The 19,709-nt window shown below is 66.2% G+C and carries 14 protein-coding genes; all 14 read right to left on the minus strand.

Annotation, left to right across the window (positions count from 1 at the left end; genetic code table 11):
* Positions 1-98 precede the first annotated feature (98 nt).
* The gene (locus VIN30_RS06330) at positions 99-773 is read right to left on the minus strand and encodes an MBL fold metallo-hydrolase (protein ID WP_338210148.1); all 675 of its coding nucleotides are present in this window, start codon (positions 771-773) and stop codon (positions 99-101) included.
* A 2-nt stretch (positions 774-775) separates the two neighbouring features.
* Positions 776-3,148, minus strand: a complete 2,373-nt coding sequence (locus VIN30_RS06335; RefSeq protein WP_420915321.1) for a RelA/SpoT family protein — start codon at positions 3,146-3,148, stop codon at positions 776-778.
* A 36-nt stretch (positions 3,149-3,184) separates the two neighbouring features.
* Complete coding sequence (gene recJ, locus VIN30_RS06340) at positions 3,185-6,523, minus strand: single-stranded-DNA-specific exonuclease RecJ (RefSeq protein WP_338210152.1); 3,339 nt, start codon at positions 6,521-6,523, stop codon at positions 3,185-3,187.
* Between the two features lie 100 nt (positions 6,524-6,623).
* Entirely contained in the window at positions 6,624-8,333 is a 1,710-nt protein-coding gene (ptsP, locus tag VIN30_RS06345) for a phosphoenolpyruvate--protein phosphotransferase (protein WP_338210153.1), read from the minus strand.
* Between the two features lie 3 nt (positions 8,334-8,336).
* Positions 8,337-8,600 (minus strand): HPr family phosphocarrier protein, encoded by a 264-nt coding sequence (locus VIN30_RS06350; RefSeq protein WP_338210156.1) that lies wholly within the window; start codon positions 8,598-8,600, stop codon positions 8,337-8,339.
* A gap of 111 nt (positions 8,601-8,711) precedes the next feature.
* Positions 8,712-10,733, minus strand: coding sequence for a PTS fructose transporter subunit IIABC (locus tag VIN30_RS06355; protein WP_338210158.1), 2,022 nt, complete (start codon positions 10,731-10,733; stop codon positions 8,712-8,714).
* Positions 10,730-11,725, minus strand: a complete 996-nt coding sequence (locus VIN30_RS06360; protein WP_338210159.1) for a 1-phosphofructokinase family hexose kinase — start codon at positions 11,723-11,725, stop codon at positions 10,730-10,732. The genes VIN30_RS06355 and VIN30_RS06360 overlap by 4 nt, the downstream gene beginning before the upstream one ends.
* A gap of 193 nt (positions 11,726-11,918) precedes the next feature.
* Positions 11,919-12,641, minus strand: coding sequence for a preQ(1) synthase (gene queF / locus VIN30_RS06365; protein WP_479274121.1), 723 nt, complete (start codon positions 12,639-12,641; stop codon positions 11,919-11,921).
* A 359-nt stretch (positions 12,642-13,000) separates the two neighbouring features.
* Positions 13,001-13,702, minus strand: coding sequence for a 7-cyano-7-deazaguanine synthase QueC (gene queC / locus VIN30_RS06370; protein ID WP_338210160.1), 702 nt, complete (start codon positions 13,700-13,702; stop codon positions 13,001-13,003).
* Positions 13,703-13,884: 182 nt separating this feature from the next.
* Entirely contained in the window at positions 13,885-14,670 is a 786-nt protein-coding gene (locus tag VIN30_RS06375) for a radical SAM protein (protein WP_338210162.1), read from the minus strand.
* Positions 14,671-14,673: 3 nt separating this feature from the next.
* On the minus strand, positions 14,674-15,099 hold the full coding sequence (locus VIN30_RS06380) for a 6-pyruvoyl trahydropterin synthase family protein (protein ID WP_326426779.1): 426 nt from the start codon (positions 15,097-15,099) through the stop codon (positions 14,674-14,676).
* A 317-nt stretch (positions 15,100-15,416) separates the two neighbouring features.
* Entirely contained in the window at positions 15,417-16,034 is a 618-nt protein-coding gene (locus VIN30_RS06385) for an IMPACT family protein (RefSeq protein WP_338210165.1), read from the minus strand.
* Positions 16,035-16,253: 219 nt separating this feature from the next.
* Complete coding sequence (locus VIN30_RS06390; protein ID WP_338210167.1) at positions 16,254-18,233, minus strand: ABC-F family ATP-binding cassette domain-containing protein; 1,980 nt, start codon at positions 18,231-18,233, stop codon at positions 16,254-16,256.
* 45 nt (positions 18,234-18,278) lie between these two features.
* Positions 18,279-19,670 carry an MFS transporter gene (locus VIN30_RS06395; protein WP_338210169.1) on the minus strand — a complete coding sequence of 464 codons (1,392 nt, stop codon included), beginning with the start codon at positions 19,668-19,670 and terminating at the stop codon, positions 18,279-18,281.
* Positions 19,671-19,709 lie beyond the last annotated feature (39 nt).

Genomic DNA, 19,709 nt, shown 5'->3' on the forward strand with positions numbered 1-19,709 from the left:
TCGTTAGGGGCGCCGTCGTTAGAGATACCATCGTTAGAGATGCCGTCGTAGGGGCGGGCTTCAGCCCGCCCGCAACCATGGCACCAGGTGCCCCTCTCCTACTCCGGGTCGCCGTACAGGGCGAAGACGCGGCGGCGTTCGGCGCCGATAGTGGTCAGGCTGTTGTGGCCCGGCAGCACGGCGGTGTCGTCGGGCAGCGCCGCCAACTTCTTCAGCGAGGCGCGCATCTCGGCCATGGAGCCGCCCTCGAAATCGGTGCGACCGATGGTGCCGCAGAACAGGGTATCGCCCGACACCAGCACGGGCAGCCCATCGGAGTGGTTTCCAAACTGGGGGATGTTGAACAGGCACATGGAGCCCTTAGTGTGGCCCGGGGTCTCGATGACCTTCCACTTCATGTTGCCCACTTCCACCACGTCGCCGTGGGCCACTGTGCGGTCCACCGGGCAGGGTGTCGGGTTGTCGTCCACCACGTTGGCCTGCGGGTCCTCGATGGCCGGGGCCTCGATGGCCGACGCGATCACCGGCGCACCCGTGGCCTCGCGCAGGGCGGCCGCGGCTCCCACGTGGTCGGAATGACCGTGGGTGAGCACGATAGCATCCAGCTTCGCCCCATCAAGGGCGGCCACGATGGTGTCGGCGTTGCAGCTGGGGTCGACCACCATGGTGCCCTCGCTGTCGGAGATGATGTACACGTTGTTCGCCAAAAAGCCCATGACCAGGTACTTCACATCGACGCACAGTCCGCTGACCTCGTACAGATCGGTTGCCATTGCTATCCTTTCCTCGCTGATTTCGCTGCGCCCTGGGGCATCATGCGGCGGGCGTCGAACACGCCCTCCACATCGGACAGGCGTTTGATCACCCGCTCGATGACCGTCAGGTCGGACACCTGGAACAAGAAGCGCATCTCGACCATACCATCACGGTGGGTGGTGGTGTTGCACGACAGCACGTTTGCTCCCATTTCGGAAATAACCCGTGTCACATCCAGCAGCAGGTTCATGCGGTCCAGCGCCTCGATGAATATCTCCACCTGGTAGCTGGCCGCTGCCGAGGGCGTGCCCTCCCACTCCACGTCGATAATGCGCTCGGGATGGCGTTTCAGATCGAGGGCATTGGGACAGTCGGCCCGATGCACCGATACGCCGCGCCCGCGGGTCACGAACCCCAGAATGTCATCGCCCGGCACCGGGTTGCAGCAGCGCGACAGGCGCACGAGCACATCGTCCACGCCCTTCACCACAATGCCCTGCGACGTGTGGGTCTCGTGCTTCTTCGGGCGCTTCACGCTGGTGAGCATGGGCGCCATCACCCCGGTGGACGATGCCGACGTGCCCACCGTGGGTTTCTCGGCCTCCTCGTTGCCCTTGTCCACCAGAATCTTCAACAGGCGGTTCGACACATGCTGGGCGCGTTCCTTGCCCGTGCCGATCTGCACGAACATGTCGTCGGGGTCTTTGAACCCCATGGAATCGGCCACCAGCTTTAGCGCGCGGGTGGACTGGGCGTTGGAGATGCCCAGGCCGTGCTTGCGCATCTCGCGGGCCAGCATGTCGCGGCCCATCTGCAGATCGTCCGAGCGCGTCACCTTCGAGAAGTACGAGCGAATCTTGCTGCGGGCGCTGGGGGTCTTCACCAGGTTCAGCCAGTCGCGCGACGGGCCGGCGCTCTTCTGCGTGAGAATCTCCACGCGGTCGCCCACCTGCAGCCGGTAGGACAAGGGCACGATGGAGCCGTTCACCTTCGCGCCCACGCAGTGGTTGCCCACTTCGGTGTGGATGGCGTAGGCGAAGTCGATGGGCGTGGAGCCGGCCCGCAGGCTCATAACCTCGCCCTGGGGCGTGAACACGAACACCTCGGTGTTGTCCAGGTCCATCTTCAGCGACTTCAGAAACTCGCGGGAGTCCTCGGTCTCGTCCTGCCAGTCAACCATCTGGCGCAGCCACGCCAGCTGGGCATCCAGGTTGTCGGCCGCCCCGGGCCGCGAGGCGCCCGTCTCCTTGTAGCGCCAGTGGGCCGCCACGCCGTACTCGGAGTTGCGGTGCATCTCCTCGGTGCGGATCTGCACCTCTAAAGGACGGCCCGTGGGGCCCATCACCGTGGTGTGCAGCGACTGGTACATGTTGAACTTCGGCATGGCGATGTAGTCTTTGAACCGCCCGGGCATGGGGTGCCAGATGGTGTGCACCGCGCCCAGGGCCGAGTAGCAGTCCTTCACCGAGCTGGTGATGATGCGCACGGCAATGAGGTCGTAGATCTCCGAGAAGCCCTTGCCCTTCTTCGTCATCTTCTGGTAGATGGAGTACAGGTGCTTCGGGCGTCCCATGATCTGAGCCGTGATGCCCAGCTTGCCCATCTCCTCGTGCAGCACGTCGATGACATCGGCCAGGTACTTCTCGCGCTCGGCGCGCGACTCGGTGACCATGCGGGACACCTGCTTGTACTTGTTGGGCTCCAGGTAGAAAAACGACAGGTCCTCCAGCTCCCACTTGATGGAGTTGATGCCCAGGCGGTGCGCGATGGGCGCGTAGATCTCCAGGGTCTCGCGGGCCTTGAAGATGCGCCGGTCCTCGCGCAGGGCCGCCAGCGTGCGCATGTTGTGCAGACGGTCGGCCAGCTTGATGACGATCACGCGAATGTCCTTCGACATAGCCACGAACATCTTGCGGATGGTGGCGGCCTGTTCGTCGGTGAGACTCTCCACCTCGATGCGCGTGATCTTCGTGACACCCTCCACCAGCGCCCGCACCTGCGGGTTGAAGGTGCGCTCCACCTCCTCGGCAGTCACCTTGGTGTCCTCCACGGTGTCGTGCAGCAGCGCCGCGCAAATGGTCTCGGCATCCATGCGCAGATCGGCCAGAATGATGCCCACCTCGATGGGATGGATGATGAACGGCTCGCCCGACTTGCGGCACTGGCCCGCATGGGCCGCGCTCGCGAACTCGTAGGCGCGCCGCAGCATGGCCTCCTCGTCGGCGTCCATATAGGCGGCGGTCAGCCGCGCCAGTTCGGCGAAGCGCCCGTCGGGCGTGCTGGCTGCCGAGGCGGCTGACTGGCCCGTCGGGTCGGGCCGTCCTAAAAGCGCATCGACGGTCTGCTTGGTAACCGCCCCGCTCGGCCCGGTCGGGGCCGGGCACGCGTTGATATCTTCCCTGTCGGCGCTCACGGCGCCTCCCTTCTCCTATTGGTTGCGGCCGCGACGCGGCACGATGGGATGCGACAAGTGCACCCCCAGGCCCTGGGCATCCAGCCCCAGCGCCCAATTGCAGAAGCCGCCGAAGTCGGCGCGCTCGTCCAGACCCTCGCGGTAGCGCACCGAATCGGTCAGCTCCACCTTCGACGCCCCTTCGTGCACGCGCACCCACAGCGCGGTGCGACCAGACTCGTACACCGTACGCGTCTCGATGAGCCCCAGCTCGCGGAAGACCGCCAGACCGCAGGCCGCCGAGGTGGGGCTGACGGCCCGGAAGTGGTCGGACGCGGCATCGGCCAGGTCGGCTTCCCCCACGCAGAAGTAGTCGCCCGCGCACTGGCGCTGCAGGCTGCGCAGCCGCCGGTACACCTGGGCCATCACGTCGTGATCGGGCGTGGCCTCGGCCAAAATGCGCTCGTTTAGGGCCGCGTCGCCCCGTCCGTACAGCAGATGCACCCAAGCGGGCTTGCCGTCGCGGCCGGCCCGACCGCTCATCTGGTTGAACTCCACGTCGCTGAAGGGCAGATGATACAGCACCACGTGCCGAATATTGGGAATGTCCACCCCTTCCCCAAAGGCCGACGTGGCCACCAGCACCTTCAAATCGTCGTTGCGGAACAGTTCCTCCACCCGCTTGCGCTCGGCACGAGACAGCCCCGCGTTGTAGAAGCCGATCATGCAGGCCAGCTGCGGCACCCGGCGACGCAGCTGACGCGCCAGGGCCACGGAATGCTCGCGGGAGTTCACGTACACCACGGTCTTCTCACCGCGGGCGATAAGGCTCGCCAGGTAGTCGTCACGATGGGCGATGTTGCGCTGGTCGTCCAGCTGCAGGTTCTCGCGGCCCGTCTCGTCGATGACCGACGTGCGCACCGGCAGTACCGCCCCGATGTCGTCGGCGATGGCATCGTTGGCCGTGGCCGTCACCGCCAGCACCGTGGGTGCCCCCAGCCGCGCCAGGGCATGGCCCAGCTGCGTGTAGGCCACGCGTTGCCCGGCCTTGGCCTGACCGATATGATGGGCCTCGTCCACCACCACGAACTTGATGCGGCCCGAAGCGGCAAAGTCGTCCACGTGGAACATCAGGTACTCCGGGGTGGTCAGCACGATGTCCAGCGTGCCGTCGGCCAGCCCCGCGTACACGCGCTCGCGCTCCTCCGGCGTGCTCTCGCCGGTGATGACGGCGCTGGCGATGCCGAAGCGCTCCAGGCTCGCCCGCAGGTGGAACACCTGATCGGCGATAAGCGCGCGCAACGGGTAGATGAACAGGCTCGCCTCCCGCGCTGTCAGGGCGCGCACGGCTGCGTGCACCTGGAAGCACAGCGACTTGCCACGGCCCGTGGCCATCACGGCAAAGGTGGACTGGCCCTCGCGCAGGGCGTCCAGAATCTGGCGCTGGGCCGGATGCAGCGACGCGCCGCCGATGATGGCGTCCACCACCGCGGCCTCCAGGCCCGCCGGGTCGCGCTTGGCCAGCGCCTCCCACGGGGCGCGCAGCTCGGCCAGAGCCGGCCGCGAATCGGCCTCTTCGTGGTCGACGGCGGCTCCCGCGCACAGCTCCTCGTCGGATTCCGCGAACTTGTCGGCGAAGAACGACAAGACGTCCGGATCGAGACAGGCCTCCAAGGCGCAGCAGCTGCGCGCCGGTGCCACCGTTTCCAGCATGGCCTTCACCGATTGGCGGCCGCGCCACTCGTCGATCTGCACCGTGAAGGCGGCGTCCACCACCGCGTCGTTCACGAGCAGCGCATCGATGGCCGGGCAGTGGAACATGATGCCCGCCACCGAGGCCCGCCCGTTGGTGAGAGTGCAGGCGAAGTGGTCCTTGGTCTGCCCCACGGCCCGCGTGTTCACCAGCGTGACGCCCTGGGCCAGAAACACCGGCTGGGGGTTCTCCTGACCGAAGGGGGCCAGACGGTCCACCAAAGCCACGGTATCCAGCGTCAGCTCGTTCAGGTGCACGCAGGCATCCACGCAGGTCAGGGGATGGAAGGCCGCCTCGGGCAGCTTCTGCATATAAGCATCCAGCCCCTCGGCGAATTTCCGCAGGTTCTTCGTGGGAATGGTCACGCCTACGGCTGCCCCATGGCCGCCGAAGCGCGTGGTCAGGTGCGAGAGCGACTCCACCGCCTCGAACAGGTTCACGTTGCCCACCGACCGGCCCGAGCCCCGGGCCTCGTCGCCGTCCACCGTGAACAGCAGCGACGGCACCCCGTAGGTGTTCACCAGGCGCGAGGCCACGATGCCCTTCACGCCCTCATGCCAGCCCTCGCCGGCCACCACCAGCGCCCGCTGGCCCCGGTAGGTGTCGGCTGCCTGGGCACGGGCGATGTCGGACAGCTCGGCCTCGATGGCGCGGCGCTGGTTGTTCACCTCCTCCAGCGCCTCGGCCATGGTGCAGCAGTCGGCATAGTTGTCGCACATCAGCAGGTCGAGCGCCAAATCGGCGTTGCCCATGCGCCCGGCCGCGTTCAGGCGCGGAATCAGCGAGAACGACAAGTTGGTGGCGGAAAGCGGCTTGCCCGCCTGGCCGGTAGTGGCCAGAAGCGCCGCGATGCACGGGCGCGGGTTCGCGTTCATGCGGGCCAGGCCGTCGGCCACCAGCGCCCGGTTCTCGTCGCGCATGGGCATGAGGTCGGCCACGGTACCCAAGGTGGCAAAGTCGGTGTAGCTGCGCCACAGGTGCGGAAAGCCCATGCGCGCGCCCAGCATCTGCACCAGCTTCAGCGCCACGCCCACGCCGGCCAGAATGGCGCTGGGGCACCCGGGTTCCATCTTCGGGTCGGCCACGCACACGTTCTCGGGCACCAGATCGGCAGCCTCATGATGGTCGGTGATGTACACCTCCACGCCCGCCTCCACAATGGCGGCCACCTCGTGCTTGCAGGCAATGCCGCAATCCACCGTAACGATGACGTCGGGGGCCAGCTCGCGGGCGCGCTCGAAGGCCGCCGGGGTAATGCCGTAGCCCTCTTCGAAACGACGCGGGATGAACGGGAAGGCGCAGGCCCCCAGGGCCCGCAAGCCCCGGGTGAGCACCGTGGTGGCCGAGATGCCGTCCAGGTCGAAGTCGCCGAACACCACGATGCGCTTCTTAGCCTCCATGGCCGCCTGCAGGCCGTCGGCCACGTCCGCGAGACCGGGAATGTCGTAGGGATTCAACCAGTCGCGGTCGAGCGACGGCGAGAGGAAGCGCTTCGCCGCGCGCACCGTGGTGATGCCGCGGGCCACCAGCGTGGCGGCGATGAAGCGGGGCAGCCCGAGGTCGTGCTGCAAACGCGCGACAACCGCGGGATCGGCTTCCCGAATACTGAATTGGGCGGTCATAGTCTAAGGCTACCTAACATGCAATGTTCTTGTTTCTTGCACGCCATTTTCGCACAAACCAGCCGCCCTGTCATCGGCCGTTGCCAAACCCTCGCAGTACCTAGCGGGCACCACCCCTCAAAAGCTCGTGCACCTCGCTCGGCGTGGCCGCCGCCATGACCGTCCGCGCAAGCGCATCGGCATCGGCAGCGGACCATTTCGCAATAGTGGCGCGGGTAGCCAGGATAGCTGCCGGGGACACGCTGTACTCCGTCAGCCCGAAGCTGATCCACAGGGGAATGAGCGAGGGGTCGGCCGCCGCCTCGCCGCACATACCCACCGGGATGCCCGCCGCGAGGCCGGCGGCGATGACCGAGCGGATGGAGCGCAGCACCGCCGGGTGGAACGTCGAGTACAGGTAGCGCACCCGGTCGTTGCCGCGATCGACCGCCATGGTGTAGCCCGTCAGATCGTTGGTGCCGATGCTGAAGAAGTCCGCCTCGCGGGCCAGGATATCGGCGGTAAGCGCCGCGGCGGGAGTCTCGATCATCACGCCCACGGGCACGTCCTTGTTGCAGGCCACACCCTCGCGGTCGAACTCCTCGGCGTAGCGGCGGATGAGCGCGCGCACCTGGCGCAGCTCCTCCACGCCGGTGACGAGCGGAACCATGATGCGCACATCGCCGTAGGCGCTCGCCCGCAGAAGCGCCCGCAGCTGGGTGCGGAAGACGTCCTCGCGCGCCAGGCAGTAGCGAATGGCGCGGAAGCCCAGAAACGGGTTCTCCTCCTTCTCGAGGCCCAGATAGGGAATGTCCTTGTCGCCGCCGATGTCCAGGGTGCGGATGATGACCGGACGCCCCTTCATAATGAGGGCCGCCTGCTGGTAGGCGCGGAACTGCTCCTCCTCGGTGGGCATCGCGCCGCCATCCATGAACAGAAACTCGGTGCGGAACAGCCCCACGCCCTCGCCGTCGTTGGCGACAACGGCACGGGCATCGTCCGTCGAGCCGATGTTGCCGAACAGCTCCACCTGGCATCCGTCGGCCGTGACGGTCTTCTTGCCCACGAAGCGCTGGAGTGCCTCCTTCTCGCGCAGGTACTGCTCGCGGCGGGCGCGGGCCTGGTTTAGAGCCTCCTCGTCGGGATCGGCGAGCACCACGCCCTCGGTGCCGTCCACCACCACCGTGGCGCCCTCGGCCAGCAAGTCCACGGCCCCCGGCACCGCCAGCACGGCGGGAATCTCCAGGGCGCGGGCCAAGATGGCCGAATGGCTCGTCATGCCGCCGGTCTCGGTGACGATGCCCACCACGTTCTCCCGATCGAGGCCCGCCGTCATGGAGGGCACCAGATCGTGGGTGACAAGCACCGTGCCCTGGGGCACGCAGGACACGTCCACCTCGCGCACGCCGAGCAGCTGGCAGAGCACCCCGCTCTTGATGTCGCGCACATCGGCCGCCCGCTGGCGGGTCAAATCGTCGTCGGCGGCCTCGAACATGGTGGCGAACATCTCGCAGATCTGGTCGAGGGCCGCCTCGGCGCACTGGCCGGCGTCGATGAGCCCCTCCATCTCGGCGACCATGTAGGGGTCGGCGATCATGAGGATGTGGCCCTCCAGAATCGCCGCCTCGGCGTCGCCCACGCGCTCGCGCACGACAGCGGCCTTCTCGCGCGTCAGCTCGCTGAAGGCGTCGATGGCGCGGCGCAGCCGCTCCTTTTCCGCCGGAGCGTCTTCCACCATGCGGGGAGTGTAGTCCAGCGAGGGGTCGGTGATGATCATCACCGACCCGATGCCGAGGCCGGGCGCGGCCGCGACCCCCTCGAGGGCGGCCATTCCCTACTCCCCCAGGCCCGACTCGATGAGCCCGATGGCCGCGTCGAGGGCCGCCTGCTCGTCGTCGCCCTCGCAGCGCACCTCGATCTCGGTGCCGCACTTGATGCCCGAGGCAACGATGGCCATGAGGCTCTTCGCGTTCACCTCCTTGCCGTCGGCCACAATGGTGACGTTCGACGCAAAGGGTGCCATGGCCTGGGCCAGCACGCCGGCCGGGCGCATGTGCAGGCCGCTGCCGTTGGTGAGGGTGATCGTCTGGGAAACCATATCTGTGCTCCTATCTGCTTAGTCTCTTCCGTTTCGCGCGGGCGGCCGCGCACCGGCGACCGCCCGCGCTCGTTTTTCGATAATCCGCGCTCGTTCACGCTAGTCCTCGTGCTAGTCCTCGCGCTTCTTCTTGAGCAGCGCCAGCATGAGCATGCCCACGACCGAGCCTGCGGCCAGAGCCACGAGGTACATGAGCGCGCCGCCGATGACCGGCACCACGAAGATGCCGCCGTGCGGGGCCATCAGCGTGCACCCGAACAGCCACGACAGACCGCCGGCCACCGCCGAGCCCACCACGCAGGACGGGATGACGCGCAGCGGGTCGGAAGCCGCGTACGGAATGGCGCCCTCGGTGATGAAGGACAGGCCCATGATGTAGTTGACCGGGCCGTTCTTCCGCTCGTCGGCCGTCCAGCGGTTCTTGAAGAAGGTGGTGGAAAGCGCGATGGCGATGGGCGGCACCATGCCGCCGATCATCACCGAAGCCATGATCTGGAAGCTGGCGTCGGTGCCGAGCGCCAGCATGCCGGTGCCGAACACGTAGGCCGCCTTGTTGAAGGGGCCGCCCATGTCGATGGCCATCATGCCGGCCAGAATCATGCCGAGCAGGATGCCGAAGTTGTTGTCGGACAGCCACGTGAGCGCGTTGGACATGCCGGTGTTGATCATGCCCATGAACGGGCCGACGGCGCACATGATGACGGCGATGGCGCCCAGACCCGCCAAAGGATAGATGAGAATCTGCTTGATGCCGGCCAGGGAATCGGGCATCTTCTCGCACAGCTTCTCGATGCCGAGCATGGCATAGCCGCCCGCGAAGCCGGCGAGCAGGCCGCCGAGGAATCCCGAGGGAATGTCGCCGCCCGGCAGCCCAAAGGTACTTCCCAGCGTGGCCATAAATCCGCCGACGAAGCCCACCACCAGGCCCGGGCGGTCGGCGATGGATTGGGCAATGTAGGCCGCCAGAATGGGAACCATGAAGCTGAAGGCGAAGCCGCCGATGGTCTTGAACCAGGCGGACACCGGCGTGCCCGTGCCGAAGCTGCCATCCTGGGGCACTCCGGCGATGCCGTCGATGAGGAAGGCGAGCGCGATGAACAGGCCGCCGGACACCACGAAGGGCAGCATGTGGGACACGCCCTCCATGAGGTGCTTGTAGATCTTGCGGCCCGCAGACTCGCCGGCGACGTCCTCGGCGGCCTCGCGGGCGCCCTTCTCGGCGTGGTAGACGCCGGCCTCGCCGTTCACGATCTTGTCGATGAGCTCGTCGGGGCGGTTGATGCCGTCGGCCGCCTTCACGATGACGATGGGCTTGCCGTCGAAGCGGGCCATCTCCACTTCCTTGTCGGCCGCCACGATAATGCCGTCGGCCGCGGCGATCTCGGCCTTGGTGAGCCGGTTCTTCGTGCCGCCCGAGCCGTTGGTCTCGGCCTTGAGCGGAATGCCGCGGGCCTCGCCGGCCTTGGTGAGGGCCTCGGCGGCCATGTAGGTGTGGGCGATGCCCGTGGGACAGGCGGTCACGGCCAGGATGCGGTAGCCCTCGGCCGCGGCCGCAGCGGCCTCCTTCTCGGCCTTCTTCTCGGCGTGCTCGGCCTTTACCTCGTCGATGAGCAGCTCGGTGCCCTCCACCGAGCCTTCCATATCGGCCGCGGCCTCGGCCTCTACCTCATCGGCGAAGCGCTCGCGCTCCTTCGCGTCGATGATCTGCAGGAACTCCTCGGGAGTTGTGGCCTCCATAAGCTTCTGGCGGAACTCGATGTCCATGAGGATGGTCATGAGGCGCGAGAGCACCTCCAGGTGGGTGTCACCGCCGTCATCCGGCGCGGCGATCATGAACAGCAGGTTTGAGGGGCCATCGAAGGCGCCGTAGTCCACGCCCTCGGGAGCCGTCATGGCCGCCAGGGCCGCGCGCTTCGTGGCGTCGGTCTTCGCGTGGGGAATAGCGATGCCCTCGCCCACGGCCGTGGTGCCTTGCTGCTCGCGGGCGATGATGGCCGCCTTGTAGGCCTCCTTGTCGTTGAGGTTGCCCGCGCCGTCGTGCAAATCGACTAACTGCGCGATGGCGGCGGCCTTGTCGGCGGGGTGGCCGCCGATGGCAATCGCCTCCGCTTGGAGTAAATCGACAATTCTCATAGATGAACCGCACTCCTTTCCGTTGCCTGTTCGACAGAAGTCGCGGATAGCAGGTCGGCAACCTGCTCCGCCGTTGCCAGAGAAGAAGAGAACGCCGTGGCCGACCCGGCCGCCAGGCCGAGGCGCAGGGCGTAGGAAAGGTCACCTTCGCCGGGACAGCATGCCTCGCACCCCGGAAGGACCGCGCCGGCAAGGCCCGCCAGAAAGCCCGCCACCATGGAGTCGCCCGCGCCCACGGAGTTGACGAGCACACCGGATGGCGCGGACCCCCGGGCCACCAGGCCGTCGGCGTCTACGAGAAGGGCCCCGTCGCCGCCGCAGCTGACGAGCACATAGCGTGCACCGCGCGCTGCCAGCTCGCGAGCCGCCCCGATGACGGCCGCCTCGTCGCGGGCGTCGCAGCCGGCCAGCTCGGCCAGCTCGTGGTTGTTGGGCTTTATGAGGAAGGGCCGCGCCTCCAGGGCCGCCATGAGGGCCGCGCCCGTGGTATCCACCACGCAGCGCGCGCCGCGCTCGGCGGCCACCCGGGCCAGCTCGGTGTACAGGCCGGCCTCGCAGCCCGGCGCGAGCGAGCCGGAGAGCACGAGCCAGTCACCCTCCCCCAGCGCCGCGACGCGCTCCCGCAATTGAGCAACGGCCGCGCCCCCCACCTCGGGGCCGCGGCCGTTGATCTCGGTTTCCTCCAAAGCGTCCTGGATTTCTCCGCGCTTCATTTTCACGTTGATGCGGGTCTGGCCCGCGGGCAGGCGCACAAAATCGCAGGGCACCCCGGCCGCTTCCACGCCTTCCGCCAAGGCGGACCCCGTCGTGCCGGCGATAAAGCCCGAAGCGCGCGTCTCAAGCCCCAAACGATGAAGCATCGTGGAGACGTTCACTCCCTTCCCGCCGTAGGACAGCTCGTCGAAGACCGAGCGGTTCGTCGCCCCCTCCTTGAACGAGGTCAGGCGCATCATCCAATCGAGAGCGGGATTGCACGTAACGGTGAAGAACATAGGCGTCCCCCGTATCGCAGCCGACATGCCAGTGCGCAGTATAGCACCGCACTTTCCCGTTCGCCACGTGGGAAGATAATCTTTTTCACACCGCGTCAGCAGCACCACTCCCACGCCGCCCCCATGCGATTGCCGTCGTTACGCGCCGGAAGACGCACCGCGACATCGAGGGGCGCCGCGCCCTCCGCACGCGCTAGCGGTTGTCCACCTTCTCGGGGTACATATCGTGCTGGGTAAGGCGCTGCCACGCCACGTCTTCCCACGGCGTGCCGGGGCGCCCGTAGTTGCAGTACGGGTCGATGGAGATGCCGCCGCGCGGGGTGAACTTGCCCCAAACCTCGATGTACTTCGGGTCCATGAGGCTGATGAGGTCCTTCATGATGATGTTCATGCAATCCTCGTGGAAGTCGCCATGGTTGCGGAAGCTGAACAGATACAGCTTCAGGCTCTTCGATTCCACCATGCGCTCGCCGGGCACGTAGGAAATGTAGATGGTGGCGAAGTCGGGCTGGCCCGTGATGGGGCACAGGCTGGTGAACTCGGGGCAGTTGAACTTCACGAAGTAATCGTTGCCCGGGTGCTTGTTCTCGAAGGTCTCCAGCACTGAAGGGTCGTAGTCGGTGGGGTACCGCGTGCCCTGGCTGCCAAGGTGCGTCACGCCGCCGGCGCGGGTCTCGTCCTCGTCGCGCCCGGCGGCAGAAGCCGTTGCCGACACCGAAGCCGCCGCATTTGGCAGCGGCTCGCCTTGCGTCGACGACAGGTCGGCCACCCGTGTCAAACCCGCGTCTTCGCGCGCCAAATGCGCCGCGATTGCCGCCAGGGCCGAGGCGTCCACCGACCCCTCCGACGGGGCGCTCTCAGAACCGTCATGCTGCTCATCGCCGAAAAGCGCTTCGGCCATCTCCATCGGTTTCATTCCTCGCCTTTCTTCCTTTCGAGATCCGCCAGAACGGTCATATGGTCAAAAACCCACCGATTTATATGCTTTCACGCAGGCGATCCCTGCATTTTGGCCAATAATTCCCTGATTTATAGTGAAGGATAAGCCGAGAGCGTTCTTTTGTATAGACTTCGTTGGTTTTCCGCCCACAAACAACCCCCTCCGAACCCATTTCCAGCAAATTCGCCTTAGACATCCTCTATTTTGTGGCCGCATTCCCACATTGCCTCTGCGCTTTCCTTATAAATCTGCGATTTTGTGACCATTCCAGCCGGAATCGGGTCGTTCCTTCGGCGGAAAGAAGGGCTTTCCGTACCTGCAGCAATCCGTGACGCTCAGCCTTCCACCCACGCCAACGCGGGGTCTTCTGCGCCGTTGGCGGCGAAGGCGGCGGCGCGGTCGAGGCAAGTGGCGCAGCGGCCGCAGGGAACCTCTCCCCCTTCGTAGCACGACCACGTCAGCTCGTAGGGCACGCCCAGCTCAAGCCCCATGCGCACGATATCGCCCTTGGACGCCTCCACGAAAGGCGCCTCCAGGCGCAGCTCACCGCCCGTGCCCTCCACGATGGCGCGGTTCATGGCCTGCACGAATTCCAGTGAGCAATCAGGGTAGGCGTTGCCGGCCACGTCGTCGTGATGGGCACCGTAAAGCACCACCGAGCAGCCCAGCGACAGCGCCATGGACGCTGCCGACGACAAGAACAGCCCGTTGCGGAAGGGCACGTAGGTGCTCACCGGGGCGCCGTCGGATGCGGCCTGCTGCTCGGCGTAAGTGGCCTCGGGCACCGTCTCGTTGGAATGGACCAGAAGCGAGCAGTTGCTGTCGGCGAAAATAGCAGCAAGGTTCAGGAACCGCTGCTGCACGCCGTAGTAGGCCGCCACAGCCTGGGCTGCCTCGATCTCGCGGGCGTGCTTCTGGCCGTAGCCGATGGACAGCGCGTACACGTTCTCCGCACCATAGTCGCGCACGGCGCGGGCCAGAAGCGTGGTGGAATCCACGCCACCCGAGCACAGCACGAGGGCTTTCTCATTGTTCATGATTCATTCCTTCCAGTTCCTTCGACTTCGCGCCTCCGGCGCTCCGCTCAGGACGGCATATGGTACGCCCTCGGTACCCTGCTCGGGGCAACATATGGTATGCGACCCCGTGCCACCCTGGGCGGGGCGCGCAGCCGTACGACCCCGTGTCATTCCGAGTGGAGCGCGCAGCCGAAGCCTCCCTACACTCCGCGGGCTTCGTCGGGCCAGATGATCTTATGCAGCTGCAGTTGCAGGCGCGCACGGTCCAGACCGTGCTCGATGAGATAGGCGGCGATCTCCGCCGGCTCGATGGCGCCCCATACCGGGCTCACGAGCACCTGGCAGCGATCCCACAGCCCCGCCTCATCGGCACGCCGCTCCATGAAGGCCAGATCGTCCGCGCTGCCCACGACGAACTTCACGGCATCGTGCCCGTCCAGCAAATCGTAGTTCTCGCGCATCATGGCGGCCGACACGGCTTCGCCAGCACCAGGCGTCTTCCAATCCACGGTGAAGTGCAGGCTGCCGGGCAGTCCCGCCTCGGCACACGCCGCACGCAGATGAGCCATGGGCGCCAGATCGCGCGAGCCGTTCGTCTCTATCTCCACGCGCATAGGACGCGGGTCGTCCACCGTGAGCAGCGCCTGCACCAAATCGGGCAGGTAAGGCTGCAGCAGCGGCTCGCCTCCGGTGAGCGTCACGGCCGACACGCCTGTCTCGGCCACCCAGCTCATCAGCTGAGGCACGCTCCATCCCTCCACTTCCACGAGCGGATGATTCGCCCAGCGGGTATCACAGTAGGTGCACCACATGTTGCAGCCTGCGAAGCGGATGAAGGCGGCAGGACGACCGGCGGCCAGCCCCTCCCCGTTCACGGACACGAACTTCTCGGCCACGGGGAACAGCTGCGCCCGGGCCGCGATAGTGTGGCGGGCCTGGTGGCGCTCGGCGTCCAACAAGCCGTCGTTCTCTTCCTCAGGCACCATGGTCTAACGCTGCTCCCGGTAGTAGGCGCAGTTGTTCGGCGTCTCGTATACGTCCACCTGCGACACGGGCAGCCCTTGCTCGGCCAAGGCGTCGAAGAACCACTTCGCCAAGTTCTCGGCCGTGGTGCGGAAGGGCACGATGAACAGCGCGAAGCCCTCGCGTTCCAAGCACGCCAGGGTGTCGAGGGCAAGAGAGCCCTCCTCGATGATGAAATGGTGGTCGAGCTTGTCGGTCAGCGCGCGCAGGGCGGCCTTGAAGTCGCCGAAGTCCACCACCATGTCCTTGCAGGTGCCCTCCGTCTGCAGGCGCTCAACCTCCAGATAGGCCACCACGCGCCAGCGGTGCCCGTGCAGGTTCTCGCACTTCCCGTGGTAGTCAGTCAGAAAATGAGAGGCATCGAACGAGCTCTCAGTCTTCAATCCGTACATATCGATTTCTCACCAATCTACGAACATTTGTATGCTATAATGCCAACTGCAGGGAGCATCAAGCCCACTGCATTCACCCCGCAACCATGCTAGCTAGGAAAGGGGGTGATGCAGATGAGCGAAATGCTGGCCTTAATCCAAGTCTTGCTTGGGGTAGCCTCCTTAATTGTGGCCGTTTTGGCCCAAATAAGAGAGAACCCGCCGGATAGCGGCGGGAACCCCTCGCAAATGGACGAGGATTAGGCACCCTCGTCGAAGGGCGTTCCGTTAGGGGCGCCCTTCTTTAGGCAAGGGGAATTATAGCACACCTAAGCCCGCTAGAACGCGGCGTCGAAGGGGTCGGTCACGATGATTTCACTTTGGCCGCGGGTAAGTTCGGTGAGCTTTTCCAGGAAGGGGGTCTGGGTGCCGTCGAGCATGCGGAAGGTGAGCAGCACGTTCTCGGCGAAGTCGCTCTCCTTTAGCTTGGCTTCGCAGGCCTCGGCGATGCGGCACACCTGCTCATACAAAGCGTAAGGCACCTCCAAAATCACATCGACGCAAACCGACACCGTGACGACATCTGCCGCGTCGATGGCCGCCTTCGTCGCGTCGGTGTAGGCGCGCACGAGGCCGCCCGTGCCCAGCAAAATGCCCCCGAAGTAGCGGGTCACCACCACGGCCACGTCCTCAAGCCCCGCATGCTGAATGGCCTGAAGCGTGGGCATGCCCGCGGTCTTGGCCGGCTCACCGTCATCGGTGTAGCGGATGCGGCCGCCGCGCAGCACGTAGGCGTACACGTTGTGCCGCGCCATGCGGTGGGCGGCCTTCACCTCGGCAATGAAGGCGAGCGCCTCCTCCTCGGTGGTCGCCGGCGCAATGCGGCCGATGAAGCGGCTCTTCTTCTCGACGATCTCCGCCTCGGCGGGCGCAGCTATGGTTTTATAGCATTCCACGGACGCACCGTCCCTTCTTGTCCCGCCCGCTGAGATCCGTAGGGGCGGCCTTGAGGCCGCCCGGGGCCGCAACCGCGCTACGCGCGTTTAATCGCAAGCCTTTCGGTGCTGGGACGGGACGGCTGAAGCCGTCCCCTACAGAGTGGGAATGACCGGGGCCGTCCTCCGAGAGATGGGAGTGGCCGGGGCCGTCCCCTACAGAGCCTATCCGCCGCACGATTATTCCCCCAGCTTCTCGGCGGCTTCGAACCACTCGAGCTCCAGGGCCTCTATTTGGGTTTCGAAGTCGGCGATCTCCTCTTGCATGGCGGTGAGCACCAGGTAGTCGGATTGGTCGGCCGCAGCCATTTCCAGCTGCTTGGCCTCGATCTTGCCCTTCAGGGTGGCGATCTTCTTCTCATTGGACGTCATGAGCTTGCGCAAGGTGCGCTGCTCGCCGCCGGAGAGGGCGGGGACAGACGGGCTCCGGGAGGTGTCGGGGGTTGCGGGGCGGCTGAAGCCGCCCCCTACAGAACCGCTCCCCGAGCCTTTCCCGGAAGCGTCCCCGGGGGTGCTCCCCGAGCCTTTCCCGGAAGCGTCCCCGGGGATGCTCCCAGAGCCTTTCCCGGAAGCGTCCCCGGGGGTGCTCCCAGAGCCTTTCTCGGAGCTGTTCCCGGTGTCTTTCCCGGAATTTATCGTGACGGAACGGGCGACCCCCGCTTCCTCTTCGAGGCGCAGGTACTCGTCCACGCCGCCGGGCAGGTGGCGCACCTTCCCATCGATCAGCGCGAACTGGTGATCGGTCACGCGCTCCATGAGGTAGCGGTCGTGGGTAACGAGCAAAAGCGTGCCGGGCCAGCCGTCCAGCAGGCTTTCCACCGCGGCCAGCATGTCGGTGTCCAGGTCGTTGCCGGGCTCGTCCAAGATGAGCACGTTGGGCTCGTCCAGCAAGATGAGCATCAGCGCGAGCCGTCGCTTCTGGCCGCCCGACAGGTCGCACACCGGCTCGTTCTGGTCGTCCTTCGTGAAACCCAAACGTTCCAGCAGCTGGCCCGGCGTCATTTCCTTGCCGTCCAGCATGGTGCGGCGCGAATAGCGGGCGATCACCTGGCGCACGCGATCGTTACCCAGCTTCGTCAGCTCGCCCAGGTGCTGCGACAGCACCGCGAAACGCACGGTCTGGCCGATTTTCACCCGCCCGCGATCGAGCGGCTGCAGACCCTGGATAATACGCAAAAGCGTGGTCTTGCCGATGCCGTTGGCGCCCACGATGCCGTAGCGGTCGCCCGGGCCGATAATCCAGTCCACGTCGTCCAAAATCACGCGGTCGCCGAACCGCAGCGTGGCGCCCTGAAGGTCGACCACCTGCTTGCCGAGCCGTGCCATGGCCATGCGCTTCAGCTCCAGCTCGTTGCGCAAAGGCGGCACGTCGGCAATGAGCGCCTGGGCCGCGGCCACGTGGAACTTGGGCTTCGTGGCCCGGGCCCGCGCGCCGCGCGAAAGCCACGCCAGCTCGCGACGCAGGGCGTTCTGGCGCTTCTGCTCGGCCAGAGCCTGCAACCGGTCGCGTTCCACACGCTGCATGATATAGGCCGAGAACCCGCCCTCGAAGGGCCACACCCGCTGCCCCTGCACTTCCCACATGGCCTGGCACACTTCGTCCAGAAACCAGCGATCGTGCGTGACCACCAGCAGGGCCCCCGAACCCGGGCGCCAGCGCGTCTTCAGATGATCGGCCAACCAGGTGATGGCGCGCACATCCAGATGGTTGGTGGGCTCGTCCAGCATCAGCACGTCCCAGTCGCCGATGAGCAGCCGCGCCAAGTCTACCCTGCGGCGCTGGCCGCCCGACAGCGTGCTCACCGGCGCATCCCAGGCCACATCGCCCAAAAGCCCCGCGATGATAGCGCGGGTGCGGGCGCTGCCAGCCCACTCGTATTCGGGCACATCGCCCACCACGGCATGCTCCACCGTGTCCTCGTCGCGCAGGTCGTCGGTCTGCCCCAGCACGCCCACCGACACTCCGCGGGTGCGGATCACGCGGCCGTCGTCCACCTCCACGTCGCCGGCCAGCACCCGCAGAAGCGTCGATTTGCCGTCGCCGTTCTGGCCCACAATGCCGATGCGCGCGCCTTCGTCAACGCCGAGGGACAATTCGGTGAACACCGTCTTGGTGGGGAATTCCACCCGCACTTTTTCGCAACCGAGGAGAAATGCCACGCGGGCCGCCTTTCGCTTACTTTCGTTTTGGAAGCAGATTATACGCTAGCGAATCTTCCACAGTGCCGTGGCCAATACGGCAGCCGAGAACAACGTGGACAGGCCGAAGGCCGCCTCGTAGGGCAGCGCCGTCAGCGCCGCGCCGCCGTCCACCCCGGCCGCGGCCACCGCGCCTGCGCCCAGCGCCGAGATGATCAGCATCATCAGCGCGGTGCCCAGCGAAGCGCAGGCCTGACGGGCCGTGGCGAAAAACGCGCTGCCGTCCATGATAAGGTGCCGATCCAGCCCCGAAAGGCCCCAGGAATTCAGCGGCCCCACCAAGGCGCTCACGCCCACGGCCCGCACGCCCTGCAAGGTGGTGAGCAGCCACAGCGGCGCATCGGAGCCCACGAACATGAACGAGCCGGCGCCCACGGTGAGGAACAGGGCCGCCGTCACGCACACCTTGCGCGGCCCGATGCGGTCCACCAGCACACCGGCCAGCGGGTTCACGAACAGCGCCACCACCGTGGCGGGAATGAAGGCGATGCCCGCATCCAAAGCCGTCATGCCGCAGGGCCCCTGGATGAACAGCGGCAGAATGAGCGTGATGCCCATGAACGAGGCGAACAGGCAGTTCTGCGCCACGAACGCCGCGCGGTAATGACGCGAGCGGAAGATGCCCATGGAGATGAGCGGATGCTCGATGCGCCGCTGGCGCAGCACGAACATCACGATAAATACGGCGCCCAGCAGCGCGGGCACCCACACTTGGAAGGCCGTCAGCGGCATGGCGGCCGCATTGGAGGCGCCCAGCAGCAGACCGCCGAATCCCAAGGTGGACTGCACGAACGACGGGAAATCGAAGACGGCGTCCGATTCATGGTCGCCGTGGCTCTTCACCAGCAGGGCCGTGGCCGTCCACAACAGCGCCAACAGCCCCACCAGCATCACGTAGAAGCTGCGCCAGCCCCAGGTGCCCGCAAGCGCACCGCCGATGAGCGGCCCGATGTTGGGCGCGAACCCCATGGCGATGCCGCCGATGCCCATGGCCGTGCCCGTGCGCTCGCGCGGAAAGCGTGTCATAGCCACCGACTGCACGAGCGGCAGGGTGATGCCCGTGGCAATGGCCTGCAGCACGCGAGCAACGATGAGCACCGCGAACGTCGGCGCGAAGAAGCCGGCCGCCGAACCGGCCAGGTAGAACCCGAGGGCCAGATACACCAGGCGCTTCACCGACAGGCGCCGCGACAGGAACGTGACCACCGGCACGGTAATGCCCATTACCAGCATGTACGCGGTGGTCACCCACTGCCCCACCGCCGCGTCGATGGCGAAGTCGTCGCATACCTCGGTGAGCATGGAGTTCATCACCGTCTGGGTGAGCGAGCCTAAGGCGCAGGTGATAACGACAATGGCGAACAGGGCATAGGCGTGCCCTTTTTCGGAAAGATGCATGGAAACCTCCGTACCTTCATCGGGTTCATCGGCGTTCAA

It is taken from the genome of Adlercreutzia wanghongyangiae, assembly GCF_035989245.1.
GTDB classification, from domain to species: Bacteria; Actinomycetota; Coriobacteriia; order Coriobacteriales; family Eggerthellaceae; genus Adlercreutzia; species Adlercreutzia wanghongyangiae.